The organism is Peredibacter starrii (genome assembly GCF_034259205.1).
In the GTDB taxonomy this organism is placed as follows: domain Bacteria; phylum Bdellovibrionota; class Bacteriovoracia; order Bacteriovoracales; family Bacteriovoracaceae; genus Peredibacter; species Peredibacter starrii.
The window spans coordinates 2,119,455-2,134,043 of record NZ_CP139487.1 but is presented as its reverse complement, the minus strand read 5'-3'; the positions used below and the strand labels follow the sequence as shown (position 1 = coordinate 2,134,043).

Genomic DNA, 14,589 nt, shown 5'->3' with positions numbered 1-14,589 from the left:
AAGCTACCCTCTCAACCATCATATCACTCTACTAGTAAGATAGGAGGTGAGAAAAGGAGTTTTATGCGGAAGTTGCAGGAAGCACAAGGTTTGGATCAGTTAATCGAGGCAGGAAGCTCCGGTTATTTTCCTCTGTTCTATCAAGATTGGATTCTTGAATCGTTCTCGGATGTCTCTGAAGTAAAGAGAATGTCATTCTCTAGAGCGGCTGAAACAGTTCACAAGGTCTACAAGCAGATTGAACGTCATTCGTCGATCGAAAGAAAAAAGACGGCCATTCAGGCCCTTCAAAATGATGAGCGTAAAGAATTCGTTCTATCATTCATGAAGATGGTTGAATACCGCGCTCTCGATAAAATGAGAGAACTCCATTGATCAAAATCATTGCTCTATTCACCATTTTGCTAGGGTCTTTTTCGGTTTCGGCCGAATACCGGGCCTATCAGTACATTGTGAAGAGTAATGACCCCTACGCCGTTGCCACCCAGGCAAAGGCCCAATACATTGTCTCAACTTTGAACCCCCAGATGTACAAAAGCTATCATGGGGGTTCATTTGTTTCTGTAGATCTACTACGCACTTGGATCTGTCCGGGTTATACTGGAAGAGGTCAAAAAATTTGTGACCATCCTTATGACAAGGAGATACCAGTCCAATGAGTAGCGGAATCAGAGATCTTGAAAGAATTAATTCTCGTCAGCTGGAAACGGCCAAACGTCGTCACGACCGAGAAATTAAGAATATTGAAAATGCTCACCAAAACTATAAGGCCGATCTTCAAAAGGCCCATGCGGGTGAAGTCGTAGATCTTCAAGATCAAAACCGCAGACAAATTGATCAAGAAGCGACTAAGAAAGAAAAAATTTTGAATGAAATGCGCACTCACCTTCAACAGACCAGCGAACTAACTGATAAGCAGTTGAAGGACTTGAAGGTCACTTCCGAAGCTGAGAAGGCAAAAATTGTAACAAAGTTAAGCGATGAACGTGAACGCCAGATCAGCGAACACGAACTCTACCTTGAAGAGCTAAATGATCGCTACTCGACCGCCTCAAGAGATGTAAACCTTGAAGGTAAAAAACGCGTTGATGATATGACTCGCGAAATGGGCGAAGTTCAACGTGACTCAGAGGCCTTCCACCAAAACAAAATTAATAAGCAAACTGAAGAGTTCACAACTCGATTCAATACTGACACCAAAAACTATAAAAAGTTAAAGGACGATCAGGACGGCCAGTTTAAAAAAGAAAGAATGGCCACAAACACTCGCCAGCAGACTGAGATGGCGAAGATGACGGAAGTTCATAATACTGAGATGGAAAAACGCGATACGACCTATCGCAAAGGTCTTAAAGAGCAAGATGGCTTTTTTGAGAAGAAATATAAAGACAATCTAGATAGTAACAATGCGAACTTGAAGACCCTGGAAGATACACATCAAAAAGTGGTTTCTAATCTTAAGTCGAGTCTTACTAAAGAGATTACTCAAACCGTCTCTAAGATGGACGATCCTTTCTATAAGTTTGAAGCCCTGAAACCAAAGATGACTCAATACCCTGACCGAGTTGAAATTCAAGTCGACGTACCTGAACACTCTAAGCAAGACCTAAGACTTACCTTCAATAACAAAGAAGCTGTTTTAAGCTATAACCGCCGCTATGTGGATGCCAACAAGACATTTGATGGAGTGATTAATAAGATCAATAAAGTTGAATCTTTCACGACCAGACTTGCCACAGACGCGCAACTAGATCCTAAATCAGTTAAGTCGAGCTATGAGAATGGCACTATGACTTACGTTGTTAAGAAGGCCTAGTCGGCCAACACCACAAAGTCTGAGAATTCCGCTTTATTAATTTGGATCAGATCCTGCTCGACTTCACGTACTTCTGCGCGAGGTGGACCCTTGGTGCAAAAACGATGAAGTTCCTTCAGGGCCTCAATGTCCCCTTGAGCAATCACATGGACCGAGCCGTCTGGCATATTGCGCACGTGACCAACAATAGGAAGTTTTTCTGAATGAACAAAGTCTACAACGCTGTAGCGAAAACCCACACGCTGAACTTTACCTTTAATAATTAGTGTCATCTGTAACATAGAAGTATTTTCTCAAAAAAGTGAAGGAGATGTCCACTCCTTCGGGTTACAATAGGCATCATGAGACGTCCAAAGTTAGTGCATTTTACAGGAATCGAATCAGATGAATATATTCATATTCGTGCTTCGATGACGTATTCATCTCAAGGACGTTTCGAAATCCTCGATGAGATCAATCAAAACCTGAAAGACATTGTACCAACTAAGCCCATACAAAGTATGGGCCTTCTCTCTTCAAATGAGTTTCGTTTGAAGGTGGTCGGACTTTCAAGTGATGATAAGGAAGTTACAATCAGAAGTTTTGACTCTGATAGCTTTGGTAACTTCAATTTCAAAATTCCTCAGCCTGAGGCCATGAATGTGGCAAAGCTCAGGCTTTATGAAACGAAGACCCATCCAGGGCTGGATCTTTTGATTGGAAGTTTCATTCCAACGACGATTCAAAAACCGAAGAAGATTCTCATTACGGATTTTGATAAGACTTTGGTAGATACTCGTTACTCGTCCATGAAGGAACTTTATCTTTCTCTAAGAAACCCAATTCAGTATTTCCCTCCCGTGGATCACTCAATTGATATCGTGAAAGATCTCATTAAAGAAGATTACCAACCCTTTGTGGTATCAGCGTCCCCTCACTTTTATGAGAACGCCATCCGTGACTGGTTGTACGCTCGTCAGATCTTTACCGGGAATATCTTCTTAAAAGATTACCGAAATATTTTTTCGTTCTTTGAAGGGGATCTTTCAACGAAGGATTTGCGCTCTCAAGGTTTTTATAAGCTCAATACCATCGTTAATATTCTCCTCATGACAGGTATTCCTTCAGAGCTTGTTTTAATTGGTGACGGTTTCGAATCAGATACCTTAATTTATCTCACTCTTGCTGCAGTTCTGGTGGGACGTTATGACCCTTGGACACTCTGGAACAATATTAAGCGCGAAGAATCTTTTAAGCTTACAAACCAGCAGCACTTCCGCTTTCTCTCAAAATTTTATCAGCTGAAAAATATGAGTGATGCTCAACCGAAGGGCAAACTCAAAATTTATATTCGCTGCAAACCTCACATGCTGGAGTCACTTCAAAATCGTGTCTTCAACCTGGACTTTGCCAACAACTTAAAACATCTCGTGACTTATTACGTAGGTTAATATGAAGACAGTTATCGTTCCACTCATTGGTGACCCCATCGAAAATCTTTATCAGCTTGGAATGCGAGAGAAAGATTCGTTCTTAAAGATCGAAGCACGAGTGATGAAACTTCTTTCTCAAAACGTTGTTTTAAGAGTGGGCCAGGAGATTCTTTCGCGTGCCCGCATTCTCATGAAGAAAAAAGAAGAAAGCTTCTTTGATCAGTGTGTGACTGCCTACGCTGAAGGCATGGGCATTGATCCCGTGAGATACTTCAGCTTCCTTTCGCTCTTTGAAGTGGCCGCTCACTATGGCCAGCTTTATCCAGAACTTAAAAGTATTCTTCCTGGCTGCACCAGTGTTTTTATGAAATCAAAAGATGGAATTACCCATTCTCGTCTTTTGGATTTCCCCTTGATTGGAATTTTCGAAGAGAACCCTCGTTTGTATTTTTGGCAACAAGAAGGGAAACTTCCCCTCTTGAATTACAGCTCTGAGGGTCTCGCACCTTTATTCTTACAGGGCCTTCATGGAAGTGGTCTCTCTTTTGCTCTTCACCATAAGCCTGGTAAGAATTATCACAAAGACGGGCAAAGCATTTTTAAAATTACTTTTGAAACTCTTTTTGAGGCGAACAATCTCGCTGAAGTAAAAAAGGAGATGAAGAAGAAAGTATCCGTAACAAAGTGGTCACTTCTTCTTTTAGAAAAATCAGGTGTGGTTCAGGCCATGGATCTGGATGGTCCGGCCCTTAATTCTGAATCTTATAACGTAAATGAGACCAGTCCTTTAATTTTTACAAATATCCCTCTTCAGCAGGACGCTCAAGGGTTTGATCACTTCATCAAGTTCTCTGAAGCTCGTCAGAACTGGATGAAGGACAAATTACAAGCGGCCAAGAATGAACACATCTTGGATCTCATGACGGATGTAGAAGATCAGAAAAGTAAAAAGTGGCTTCACCCGGCGGCTACACTTTCAACTGTCGGGGCCTATCACGTGAATCTCACCACCGGTCTTCTGGATGTGAAAGAAGGGACAGACGCGATGGTTAAGTCGGATGAGATCATTCAATTTTCATTGGCCGACAACGGCGAAGGTAAAGTCATCAAGAAGGCACACGCTTTAAAACCTTTTGAAGAGGCCTGGAAGCGCGCTTCAAGGGCCCAAAGTGCCTTTGATCAGGGCGAGTATGATATCGCCTATCACGAGCTCCAGATGGCCCTGGCTTTAATGCCTAATTCCACATGGAAAGAAATCATCCGCTTCTATCTTTATCTCTGGGACTTCAAGTTTGTTTCGAATTCTAAGGAACTGGCCCTGATTTATAAAAAGGTCAAAAAATTGAATTTACCTGAGTCCTTAAAGGACCAGTGGGTACTGCTTATTATGCGACTGGAAAAGCGTCTCGAGCTGGCCCCAACGGTGACCACGAACGACGTTCAGGACAGTTACCGAGACCTCTTCCAACAAGAGAAGCTTGCACCTAAACCATTATTTGCCACTTGGATGAAACTCCTTTATCCTCGCCTTGAACTTTTAGACGTATTTTCTCCCCATAGTAAGTAAAGGATCGAGTCCATGGGCCTTATGTATGTGTTTCCTGTTGGTGAAGATGAAACTGATTTTGTTGATAAAAAAGACGGATCAATCACACTTAAAACCTATGGACTACCTTACATATTTTGGATTTACGCCATTTGCATTGTGGCCGTGATCTTCTTCATGTTCCTGGCGATCAAAGCACCGGTGCTCAAACTCATTGAACTGGGTGACGAAACTGATGCAACTCTTGGCTATACACTTCTGACTTTCATTGGTCTCATGCCAGTGTTTATCTTTAGCTTCTTTTTTTACGAAAAACGCATCATTAAAAAAGGCAAGACACTGACTCTCCAACACAGAGTTTTTGGTATTCCCTTTTTCACTGAAAAATTTGAAGTTGAATCAACTGATGAGTTAACGATTGAGGCCTTCATCGACTCTCCGAATGTGGCCAAGATCAATGCCAATGAAAGCAACGTTGGTTTCCAGAACAAGGGATACTTTGTTCTTTATTTCAAAAGCAAAACTGGCCAGAAGATTCTAGTGGATCGTCATTCAAGAAAAGCTGATCTTGAGAAGCTAAAGAAACTAATAAGTGTAGCTTAGACCAAGAGTTACTCGAGTCCCCATAAATGTAGGTTCAATCGTCTTGTATGGTGCCGGAGCATCGTAGCCGAAGGTCTTTGTATAGAAGAGACCTAGAGACCCTTCAAAAGACCAATTCTCGTTAAAGTAGTAATTGGCATTCACACCCGCACCGGTCGTAAGACCGTAACCATTCACTCGGAAATCATCGCCGTAAGAATAGTTTGAGAAAGGAATGGCAAGTAACTGGCCCTCTAATCTCAGAAGGAATTTACTCGATTGGATCAAGCGGTAAGCACCACCAGCACCGAATTCAACAATTCGGAAAGTCTCTTCGCCTTTAATGGTTTGAAGATAGTTCAGAAGAATCTGAAGATCCCATGACTTCCAGAGCATTGCCTCACCCTTAAAAGAAATCCCATGCCACTGAAGAGCATCCCCATCGGCCAGAGCGGAATTCGAGTTTTCAAGTGAAACCTGTGAAAGGAACGTGAGATATGAAACAACAAACTTTGATTTGTATTCTTTGCGAGTGCTTTTCTGGAAACGTTCAGCAGAAAGACGAGTAGAATCCATGGATTCTTTCTCAGTCGTTACATCAATCACGCGGATGAAGGCCAATTTTCCCGAAATAACGATAGGGTATACCTGAGCACGATTCCTTGGTATCTCCCCGACTTTTACTTTTTTCCCTCGAGAAATATACCCGATCGGACTAGTCATCTCTGTATCAGAATAAATTATCGCACGGTCAGCGAGGACCATTGCCGTCTGAGCAGCCCAGATTTTCGGGCACAAGAACATGACTAAAAAAAGCAAGTAAAGATATATATAGAGTCGAAGTGATTGATATTTTAGAGTGGAATTAATCATCTTGAATTTTCCGACCTTCTTAGTCTGAAAAACAGAGCTTTGTTGTAAAATAAAAGTACTTAGGATGAGTCTAACCTGACGAGGAAAAAAAGAGGAGTAAAAAACTACGCCCTCTCAATTTTCTTTTCGTCCTTCCGAAGAGTTGGAAGGGAATATAGGTTTTCTCGAAGGAATGATTATGAAAATAATTTCAAAACTTTCTCTATTAGCAATCGCGGTTTCACTCGCGAGTTGTAACGAAAAAGTTTCACCTGAACTACAGGGTGGTAACTCTTCTGATCCAAGTACAGAAGGGCCAACAGTAGTTCCTTCCGAATACTACTTCGCTCTCGAAAACACATCACATCTCATGTTGAATTATAAGCTTCATAAAACTGGTGCTGGTAATGCCAATACGAAATGTGAAGTGAGAAGAAATACTCCGCTGTCTAATGATGCTTATCGTGGCAGTCCGGCCGTTCACGATATTACTTGTTATATGGAAGCGGAAGAACTTTCACTTAATGCTGGTGGTATGAGTTGGAAAGTTTCGGCCAGTCCGAATACTTGTGAGTTTATTGGGTATGCGCCTTATTCTTATTATAATCGTCAGCCGGGTGATTCGAGTGCAACGTATACTGAGTTTTTATGTGGTAACACAGATACAACATCAGGACATATGCAAACCGCTGCCCTCGCTAATGGTGTAAACCCTTCATATGCTGGTGGAGGAACAGTTGTCTGTGGTCAAATTCTTATTGATCAGACAAATCCTCATATCCCAGTTGCGAATCGTCTTCCGTTTACCGTTGAAAATGATGAAGAGTTTTGTCGGTTCAATTACAAAGACATGAATGAAGAAAATTGTGACGTGGGAACAATTACAGTTAACACTTTTACAGCTTCATATTCTGTTGAATCTACTCTTACAAGTGTAGCAAGGAGTTCAAGAATAATTCGTTGTGGTGGTAAGCGTAACAACTGTGTTCAAGGTGCCATCCGTCTTGAACCGACTCTAGATAATACTTCCAAAGGCACGGTAATTACCCAAACGACTTGGGATGCTGCTTACGAGAAAGAATATAAATTCCCTGCTCCTTTGGATGATAGAAGACAAAACCTTATGTATGTAAACTTCCGTCGTGATCTGGCTTCGGCCATGGTTGATTATGGTAGCAGTGTGTTTCCTTACACACCTACTTACAAGGCAAGCTGGTCAGATCCTATTTTTGGAAAGGTGATTGAACCTCGTCTAATTGATTACTACTCTCAAAATATGGCCCTGGATGGAACTAGACTTATTAACCTGGATTCAACACTAGTTGGTAGTTACTGGAACACTGTATCTACAGCGACGAACCAATATATTGCTAGACCTCATGCGGCCGATCCATTTTTTGGAACACACTCAAATGTAAACCCATACTACACCTACTACTGCTTAGACACTGCCATGGATATTAAAGCGCGCATTAGAGTGATGGTTCGTGACTGGGACCGCTTGATGCCGGCAACTTCTGATGTGGAACTCATTTCTGATATCCACAAAGGCAGTAACTCTCGTCAGGACATTCCGGATGAGTGGGAAGTTCCAGGTGACCCTGATATCATCAACCGCTTTAATGACTGGTATGACTGGGAAGATATTATTTCGATGGAACGCGATGGACTCAGTAGCCCTGTAATATATCGTCCGGTTCCTTCTGGAGTTTACTCTCAAGGGTACTTCAACCCTAACTGGTTTCCTAACGAAGATTTATCACAAGAAGAAGCTCAATAAAAAAAGGCCCCTCTTCCGAGGGGCCTTCCATTTTAAACCATTCTTTCGAACAGATTATTTTTCCATGTAGTTTTTAACTTTGTACTGAGTACCCATGTACCAGAAGATACCTGCGAAAATCGCCATAAGAACAGCGAAGAACATGAAGTATCCAGTAGAAGCGATTGGGAAGAAGTTAACTTTTGAAACGTAAGCAGTAATCAAGTTACCGAAGAATACAGTTAACAACCAGATCGACATGATTGACGATTTCATTGCACGCGGAGCTTGAGTATAAGCGAACTCTAGACCAGTGATTGAAATCATTACTTCCGCCATAGTGATTACTAGGTACGGGAAGAACTGCCACATAACGTTGATCTTATCAGCTGAAGAATCCATCCACATTTGTAGACCGCCGATAAGGGCGAAAGAAACTGCAGCAACGAACATACCAAGAGTCATACGCTTAATTGGCGTAGATGTGATCCCTACTTTATCAAGGACTGGGTAAACCACCATTGAGAAAAGTGGAATAAGGGCCATAACCATGATTGGGTTCCAAGCAGCAATTTGAGAAGCTTCGAATTCCATACCCATGAAATTAAGGTTCATGTTCATAGCTTGGATTACCCAAGAAGAACCGTGTTGATCGAATAGGGCCCAGAAGATTGTGATTGAAGCGAAAAGTTTAGCGATATCGAATACCGCTTTAACTGCCTCAACCTGCTCTTTTGAGTGCTCTTTAAGAGCGCCATCAAGGAATGATTCACCAGCTTTACGAGATGATGAAAACTTGAACGCTGAAGAGATTACGTTCACAAGACCGTGACCATCTGACTTCGAAGGTGGAACGTGAACGAATTCGTTACGGCCCATCCAGAAGATGAAAGTCGCGATTGCCATAAGAACACCTGGAATACCGAAAGCAACAGAAGGACCGTAAGCTTTAAGTGTCCATGGAGTTAGGATTGTTGAGAAGAATGAACCGAAGTTGATCATGAAGTAGAACAACTCGTAAACTTTCTTAAGAAGGTGTTGTTGGTTCGCCTTGAACTGGTCACCTACGTGAGCAGATACACATGGCTTAATACCACCAGAACCCAGAGCGATAAGCCCTAGACCCCAGTAAAGACCCATTTTGTTTTCCCAAACAGCAAGTACAGCGTGACCAGCACAGTATACAAGTGAAAGATAAAGAATCGTCTTGTACTTACCCCAAATTCTATCTGAGATGAAAGCACCAAGAAGTGGGAACAAATAACAAGCACCTGCGAACAAGTGGTATGTTGATGTTGCTTCAGCTTCTTGCATAAGAAGAACTTGAATCATGAATACTGTGAGAATTGATCTCATCCCGTAATATGAGTAACGTTCGCAGGCCTCGTTACCTACGATGTACTTAATCTGAGATGGGAATTTGTTGTCTACTGCTTCAACCGATGCAGCTGCGGCGGCTTGTGACATGCGTTGACTCCTTAAAAAGGGTTGGGCTATTTATCGTTTTCTTCTTTATCAGTGTCATTGAAGTTGAAAGGCTTCACACGTTTGTTGCCTCCAAGCTTTTTAGGCTTGTTGCTCGCACCGGAGCCGGCCGCGTCCGCACCTTCTTCTTTTTCCCAATGACGATACCAAGTGTCTGACGGTTTATCTTGGTTTTTTTCCTTACTTTCAATAGCTTCTTTTTCGATGTCTTCGCGCTTTTTCAGGCGAGTTGTGGTGCTTTTTGGCACTGTTACCTTCTCGTTTTTACCAGTAAATGTGTTTTTCTCGTGTGCGGAGATATCCAAAGTCACATCTCCAGTCACTTTCGTTTGGCATGAGAGCCTTTCTTTAGTGATATGGAAGACGTTTCCTAAGAGACGTAGTTCTTCAAAAGTTTGCGGCGTAAGATTCATCTCGCCAGACTTCACGATAATGGTGCAGTCCGAACAAGTAGCACAGCCTCCGCAGCTGGACTTAATTTTTTTGCCGGCCTTCTTAAGCTGGTTAAGGAGTGTGTCCTCACCGTTAAGCTCCAGGATTTCTCCTGACGGCCATAAAGTACATTTATAATCGCTCATACAACTTTCTTAATCTGCTTTTCAATAGTTTCCAAAATCTTGCCTTTGAAAGGCTTAAGAAGGAAACCTAGGTCAACGTTAACAACTGCTTCAGAATCCTTAAATTCGATTTTTGCTTCGAATCCAGAGCCCTTGGCCTTTAGTGTTGAAGTGGCGTCATCATTATGAACGTCTGCAGCCACACCAAATTTTGCAATCACTTCAGGAATAAGCTTTTTGGCCTCTTCATAGCCTTGTTTCTTATCTGTAATCTGAGCGTAAGGAACTTTCAATTCCATGATACATCCTTTGTAAGAGTTATCTAGTGCCGGTAGAGCCGAAGCCACCTGCTCCCCTCTGAGTTTCATTCAATGTAGTCGTAACCGAATACTTTGCCTGAATGACAGGAGCAATCACTAACTGAGCGATACGAAGACCGTGCTCAACTACATAGTCTTCCTTCCCGAAATTTCCGACGATAATGCAAACTTCCCCACGGTAGTCACAATCAATTGTGCCGGGAGCGTTTACGATCATCAGAGGAGATTTTAGCGAAAGACCAGAGCGAGGACGCACTTGAACTTCATAGCCAAATGGAATTTCCATCGAAAGACCAGTGGGAACGAGAACTCGTTCCCCTGGTTTAATCGAAATAGACTTTTTTTCAGGGATGCTGGCGCGTACATCGGCCCCAGCAGCACCCTCAGTGGCGTAAAATGGAAGTTCAAAGCTAGAGTCGTAATGATCTAGGGTTTTTACTTTCACTTCGATCGTCATTATTACTTCGCTTTTTTAGCAACCGGAGCTACTGCTTTAGCAGAAAGCTTGATTTTGCCAAAACGATCTACTTCAAGAACTTTAACATCTAGAAGTTGACCTTCAGTTAGGTAATCATTCGGATCATTCACGCGCTCATCAGCGATTTCTGAAACGTGCACAAGACCAGCAAGTCCAGGAACGATATCAACGAATGCGCCGTATTCTTTGATTGTAACAACAGTACCTTTGTAGATCGCACCGATCTTAGGACCGTTAAGTTGCATGTCCGCAAGAGCGATAACTTCATCGATCTTCTGAACGTCAACACCAAGAACTTTAACTGTACCGTCTTCAGCAACATCCATAGTAACTTTGAAGTTTTCTTGAAGGGCTTTAATGTTCTTACCACCAGGTCCAATAAGAGCGCCGATTTTATCCGGAGCAATTTTGAACGATTTGATTTGAGGAACACCGGCTTTGAAACCAATACGGTTTGTAGAGATAGTTTTCGCCATCTCGCCAAGAATGTGAGTACGGCCTTCTTTCGCTTGAGCAAGAGCTTCGCGGAAGATTTGCTCAGAGATACCAGCAATTTTCATATCCATTTGAATTGCAGTAATACCAGCAGCTGTACCAGCAAGTTTGAAGTCCATATCACCAAGGTGATCTTCATCACCAAGGATGTCTGTAAGGATCTTATACTTGTCGCCTTCTTTGATTAGACCCATGGCCACACCAGCAACCGGTCCTTTAAGAGGAACACCAGCGTCCATAAGCGCCATTGAACCAGAACATACTGAACCCATTGAAGAAGAACCGTTTGATTCTAGAACTTCACAGGCAACACGTACTGTGTATGGGAATTCTGTTTGAGAAGGCATTGCTTTTTTAAGAGCGCGCTCAGCAAGGTTACCGTGACCGATTTCACGACGGCCAACACCTCTGTAACCTTTCGCCTCACCAACTGAGAACGGTGGCATAGAGTAGTGAAGGTAGAATTTATCATAACCAACACCGTGGATAGAGTCATACATCTGCTCGCCTTCTTTACCACCGATTGTAACGGCAGCAAGAACTTGAGTTTCACCACGTGTGAAAAGTGCAGAACCGTGAACTGAATTAAGAACTGAAGTTTCAGTTTCAATTGCACGAACAACTGCCAGACCACGGCCAGCGATACGCTTGTTCTCGTTAAGAATGTCAGCTCTCATCATTTTATAAAGAACTTCGTCAGTAACTTTAGCTGCTTCTTTACCGAAATCTGTTTCTTCAGTTAGACCAAATTTAGCAGGATTTGCTTTAAGAGCTTCTTTAATGTGCTTACGGAAAGCGTTTGTAGCATTTGAACGCTCTTGCTTAACGTTAGTTGAAAGAACTTTACGAGCTTCTGTTGAGAACTCGCTCATGGCAGCTGTCATAAGAGCAGCGTTTGGAGTCACAGGAGTGAACTCACGCTTCTTCACGCCTACTTCTTTTGTCATTTTATCAAGAAGCTTACAGAATTCTTTAATGTTGTTGTGACCGAATACGATCGCTTCAAGCATTTCTGCTTCTGAAACTTCATTCGACTCACCTTCAACCATAAGAACTGCTTCTGCAGAACCAGCAACTAGAAGACCAAGGGCACCAGCGTCCCACTCAGCTTTCGTTGGGTTAAGGATAAGTTTACCATCAACTTTACCAACTTTTGCGTAACCCATTGGTCCATTGAAAGGAACGTCTGAGATCGCTAGAGCTGCTGCAGCTCCTAGACCAGCTAGAACTTCTGAATCACCAGCACCTTGAGACACAACTTGTGCCATAAGGATTGTTTCGTTCATGAAGCCTTCTGGGAAAAGCGGACGAAGAGGACGGTCGATAAGACGCATGATTAGAATTTCTGCGTTTGATGGACGACCTTCACGCTTTAAGAAACCGCCAAGGAATTTTCCGGCAGCGTAGAATTTTTCTTTATAGTCAACAAGAAGTGGGAAGAAGTCTTGGCCATCATTTACTTCTTTTGCGCAAGTAAGAGTCACAAGAACTTGCGTGCCTTCGCATGAAGCGAGGATTGCAGCATCCGCTTGCTTAGCAAGACGACCAGTCTCGAGGGTGATTTCCTTACCACCGTAATTCATCTTGAATTCTTTTTTGTTATTCAACATAGGTTCTCCTAAAAAATCGGGCACGACAAAGGTCATGCCTTTATATGTTTTGTTTTAATGTTATCTGGAAGGATTGATTTGAGTCGGGAGTTTGAGAGATAAAGAGGAAGTGGAAAATTTCGACTTACTGTTTATCTCTTAAAATACTCGAGCTCTCTCGTCTCACCTTCAAAAAAGAAGAGGGGCCACAGGCCCCTCTTCACATTATTACTTACGTAGACCTAGCTCAGCGATGAGCTTGTTATAACGAGCTTCATCAGTTGCGCTCAAGTGCTTAAGAAGTGAACGGCGTTGACCGATCATCTTCATTAGACCTCTCATACCAGAGTGGTCTTTTTTGTTTTTCTCGAAGTGCGGAGTTAGGTTTTTAATTCTCTCTGTAAGAAGAGCTACCTGAACTTCTACTGAACCTGTGTTCTTCTCAGATCCACCGAACTTCTTTACTAGTTCTGCTGCTTTTGCTGTTGTAATCATTTTCTTTTCTCCTATGCCCTAGCACCAACCTTACGTTGGAACCAAGTACAAGGTACAAATGGATGGGCGTGATTGCTTCCATTTCCTCGTTAAATTATGAACTTATATGTGGTTTTATCTAAGAAATTCAGACATGTAAATCTTTAATTGTTCGATCAGTCGCTCTTCCACCTGACGAATTCTCTCTCTCGAAACCCCGTATTGATCGGCGATACTCTGAAGACTCTCGGGAATCTCGCTAAGTAACCGTTTTTTAAAGATTTCCTGATCGCGAGGCTTGAGCCCCTTCACGAACTCACCCAATTGCTCGCGGAGAATTTCTAAATTCTGGAGATCGGCCAGACGACTATCCAGGGCCTCTTCATCGTCACCAATGAGGTCACTAAGAGTCTGACTCCCCCCGTCATTATCCAGGGGTTTATCCAGACTTACTTCCTGGCCACTAGAACCAAGGCGCTGATCCATTTCAATCACGGCCTTCTCAGACACTCCGAGATTTTCTGAAAGTTGTTTTACGTCCGGATTAATACCCATATTCATGAGACGTTGTTTTTCTCTCATGAGGTTATAAAAAAGTTTTTTCTGCTCTTGAGTTGTTCCGATTTTAACAAGACGGAAGTTATCGAGAATGAATTTTAAAATATAAGAGCGAATCCACCAGCTCGCGTAATAAGAAAGCTTCGCTCCCTTACTAGGATCGTATTTAGAAACCGCCTTCATCAAACCGATGTTCCCTTCTTGAATCAAGTCCATCACATTTTTGTAGGCACTCTTGTATTCAAGGGCGATCTTCACCACAAGACGAAGATTCGCGAGAACTAATTTCTTTGCGACTTCAATATCACCTGTGCGCAAAAGTTCAGCAGTAAGTTCTTTCTCTTCTTCGATTGTCAGAAGCTTATGTCGGGCAATCTCTTTAAGATAAACTGCCAGAGGATCCTGAACTTTTAAATCGGTGGATTTTTTTAGAACTGGAAGAGACTCAACCATTTTAGGGACAAGAGCTTCCGAAGGCCCTTTCGGGTCCAGAAAATCTTCATCACCGTCAATGTTGACTTCGATCACATCATCTTTCTTTTTGAGATTCTTTTTATTCTTAGAATCTACAATGATTTCAGGAGTGACTTCAGTTTTAGAGTTTTTCTTCGGCATATCTGACAAGATGGGAGCGGTTAAAATTAAGTCAAGGGTACCTTAGAGAAA

Annotated in this window: 15 protein-coding genes; 6 read left to right on the top strand and 9 right to left on the bottom strand. The window is 42.4% G+C overall.

The genetic code is table 11. The features are described 5' to 3' along the window. Positions 1–63 precede the first annotated feature (63 nt). On the top strand, positions 64–375 hold the full coding sequence (locus SOO65_RS10840) for a hypothetical protein (RefSeq protein WP_321389425.1): 312 nt from the start codon (positions 64–66) through the stop codon (positions 373–375). A 280-nt stretch (positions 376–655) separates the two neighbouring features. Beyond that, positions 656–1,816 carry an Hsp20 family protein gene (locus tag SOO65_RS10835; RefSeq protein WP_321389422.1) on the top strand — a complete coding sequence of 387 codons (1,161 nt, stop codon included), beginning with the start codon at positions 656–658 and terminating at the stop codon, positions 1,814–1,816. Here SOO65_RS10835 and SOO65_RS10830 read toward each other — a convergent pair. Continuing rightward, complete coding sequence (locus SOO65_RS10830; RefSeq protein WP_321389420.1) at positions 1,813–2,097, bottom strand: acylphosphatase; 285 nt, start codon at positions 2,095–2,097, stop codon at positions 1,813–1,815. The two genes, SOO65_RS10835 and SOO65_RS10830, sit on opposite strands and share 4 nt — an antisense overlap. Before the next feature lie 60 nt (positions 2,098–2,157). On the opposite strand from SOO65_RS10830, the gene SOO65_RS10825 reads away from it, so the two are divergent. From SOO65_RS10825 to SOO65_RS10815, 3 genes are read left to right on the top strand one after another with little or no spacing between them, the layout of a single operon-like run. After that, positions 2,158–3,246 (top strand): phosphatase domain-containing protein, encoded by a 1,089-nt coding sequence (locus SOO65_RS10825; protein ID WP_321389417.1) that lies wholly within the window; start codon positions 2,158–2,160, stop codon positions 3,244–3,246. Between the two features lies 1 nt (position 3,247). Beyond that, a complete protein-coding gene (locus SOO65_RS10820; RefSeq protein ID WP_321389414.1) occupies positions 3,248–4,795 on the top strand; it encodes a hypothetical protein in 1,548 nt (515 codons plus the stop codon). Positions 4,796–4,807: 12 nt separating this feature from the next. After that, complete coding sequence (locus SOO65_RS10815) at positions 4,808–5,377, top strand: hypothetical protein (RefSeq protein WP_321389411.1); 570 nt, start codon at positions 4,808–4,810, stop codon at positions 5,375–5,377. Here the strand turns inward: SOO65_RS10815 and SOO65_RS10810 are convergent. Continuing rightward, a complete protein-coding gene (locus tag SOO65_RS10810) occupies positions 5,360–6,079 on the bottom strand; it encodes a hypothetical protein (RefSeq protein WP_321389409.1) in 720 nt (239 codons plus the stop codon). The genes SOO65_RS10815 and SOO65_RS10810 overlap by 18 nt on opposite strands. Positions 6,080–6,407: 328 nt before the next feature. Between SOO65_RS10810 and SOO65_RS10805 the strand changes: the two genes are divergently transcribed. Beyond that, positions 6,408–7,988 carry a hypothetical protein gene (locus tag SOO65_RS10805; RefSeq protein WP_321389406.1) on the top strand — a complete coding sequence of 527 codons (1,581 nt, stop codon included), beginning with the start codon at positions 6,408–6,410 and terminating at the stop codon, positions 7,986–7,988. Positions 7,989–8,042: 54 nt separating this feature from the next. Here the strand turns inward: SOO65_RS10805 and SOO65_RS10800 are convergent, their stop codons facing one another. The 7 genes from SOO65_RS10800 to SOO65_RS10770 all read right to left on the bottom strand — a co-directional run bounded on the left by SOO65_RS10800 (position 8,043) and on the right by SOO65_RS10770 (position 14,538). Then, on the bottom strand, positions 8,043–9,434 hold the full coding sequence (locus SOO65_RS10800) for a POT family MFS transporter (RefSeq protein WP_321389403.1): 1,392 nt from the start codon (positions 9,432–9,434) through the stop codon (positions 8,043–8,045). A gap of 26 nt (positions 9,435–9,460) precedes the next feature. After that, a complete protein-coding gene (locus tag SOO65_RS10795) occupies positions 9,461–10,030 on the bottom strand; it encodes a 2Fe-2S iron-sulfur cluster-binding protein (RefSeq protein ID WP_321389402.1) in 570 nt (189 codons plus the stop codon). Continuing rightward, positions 10,027–10,308 (bottom strand): polyhydroxyalkanoic acid system family protein, encoded by a 282-nt coding sequence (locus SOO65_RS10790; RefSeq protein ID WP_321389399.1) that lies wholly within the window; start codon positions 10,306–10,308, stop codon positions 10,027–10,029. Before SOO65_RS10790 ends, SOO65_RS10795 begins: the two co-directional genes overlap by 4 nt. 19 nt (positions 10,309–10,327) lie before the next feature. Further along, a complete protein-coding gene (dut, locus tag SOO65_RS10785) occupies positions 10,328–10,786 on the bottom strand; it encodes a dUTP diphosphatase (protein ID WP_321389397.1) in 459 nt (152 codons plus the stop codon). Positions 10,787–10,788: 2 nt separating this feature from the next. After that, positions 10,789–12,912, bottom strand: a complete 2,124-nt coding sequence (gene pnp / locus SOO65_RS10780; protein ID WP_321389394.1) for a polyribonucleotide nucleotidyltransferase — start codon at positions 12,910–12,912, stop codon at positions 10,789–10,791. 207 nt (positions 12,913–13,119) lie between these two features. Beyond that, complete coding sequence (rpsO, locus tag SOO65_RS10775) at positions 13,120–13,386, bottom strand: 30S ribosomal protein S15 (RefSeq protein WP_321389391.1); 267 nt, start codon at positions 13,384–13,386, stop codon at positions 13,120–13,122. A 114-nt stretch (positions 13,387–13,500) separates the two neighbouring features. Beyond that, positions 13,501–14,538, bottom strand: a complete 1,038-nt coding sequence (locus SOO65_RS10770) for a sigma-70 family RNA polymerase sigma factor (RefSeq protein ID WP_321389387.1) — start codon at positions 14,536–14,538, stop codon at positions 13,501–13,503. Between the last annotated feature and the right edge of the window lie 51 nt (positions 14,539–14,589).

Bases quoted from the DNA above. Each gene is read 5' to 3' on its own strand.
- SOO65_RS10820 (WP_321389414.1), top strand. From the start codon at position 3,248: ATGAAGACAGTTATCGTTCCACTCATTGGTGACCCCATCGAAAATCTT.
- SOO65_RS10835 (WP_321389422.1), top strand. From the start codon at position 656: ATGAGTAGCGGAATCAGAGATCTTGAAAGAATTAATTCTCGTCAGCTG.
- SOO65_RS10815 (WP_321389411.1), top strand. From the start codon at position 4,808: ATGGGCCTTATGTATGTGTTTCCTGTTGGTGAAGATGAAACTGATTTT.
- SOO65_RS10770 (WP_321389387.1), bottom strand. From the start codon at position 14,538: ATGCCGAAGAAAAACTCTAAAACTGAAGTCACTCCTGAAATCATTGTA.
- SOO65_RS10800 (WP_321389403.1), bottom strand. From the start codon at position 9,434: ATGTCACAAGCCGCCGCAGCTGCATCGGTTGAAGCAGTAGACAACAAA.
- dut (WP_321389397.1), bottom strand. From the start codon at position 10,786: ATGACGATCGAAGTGAAAGTAAAAACCCTAGATCATTACGACTCTAGC.
- SOO65_RS10810 (WP_321389409.1), bottom strand. From the start codon at position 6,079: ATGACTAGTCCGATCGGGTATATTTCTCGAGGGAAAAAAGTAAAAGTC.
- SOO65_RS10795 (WP_321389402.1), bottom strand. From the start codon at position 10,030: ATGAGCGATTATAAATGTACTTTATGGCCGTCAGGAGAAATCCTGGAG.
- SOO65_RS10805 (WP_321389406.1), top strand. From the start codon at position 6,408: ATGAAAATAATTTCAAAACTTTCTCTATTAGCAATCGCGGTTTCACTC.
- SOO65_RS10825 (WP_321389417.1), top strand. From the start codon at position 2,158: ATGAGACGTCCAAAGTTAGTGCATTTTACAGGAATCGAATCAGATGAA.
- pnp (WP_321389394.1), bottom strand. From the start codon at position 12,912: ATGTTGAATAACAAAAAAGAATTCAAGATGAATTACGGTGGTAAGGAA.
- rpsO (WP_321389391.1), bottom strand. From the start codon at position 13,386: ATGATTACAACAGCAAAAGCAGCAGAACTAGTAAAGAAGTTCGGTGGA.
- SOO65_RS10840 (WP_321389425.1), top strand. From the start codon at position 64: ATGCGGAAGTTGCAGGAAGCACAAGGTTTGGATCAGTTAATCGAGGCA.
- SOO65_RS10790 (WP_321389399.1), bottom strand. From the start codon at position 10,308: ATGGAATTGAAAGTTCCTTACGCTCAGATTACAGATAAGAAACAAGGC.
- SOO65_RS10830 (WP_321389420.1), bottom strand. From the start codon at position 2,097: ATGTTACAGATGACACTAATTATTAAAGGTAAAGTTCAGCGTGTGGGT.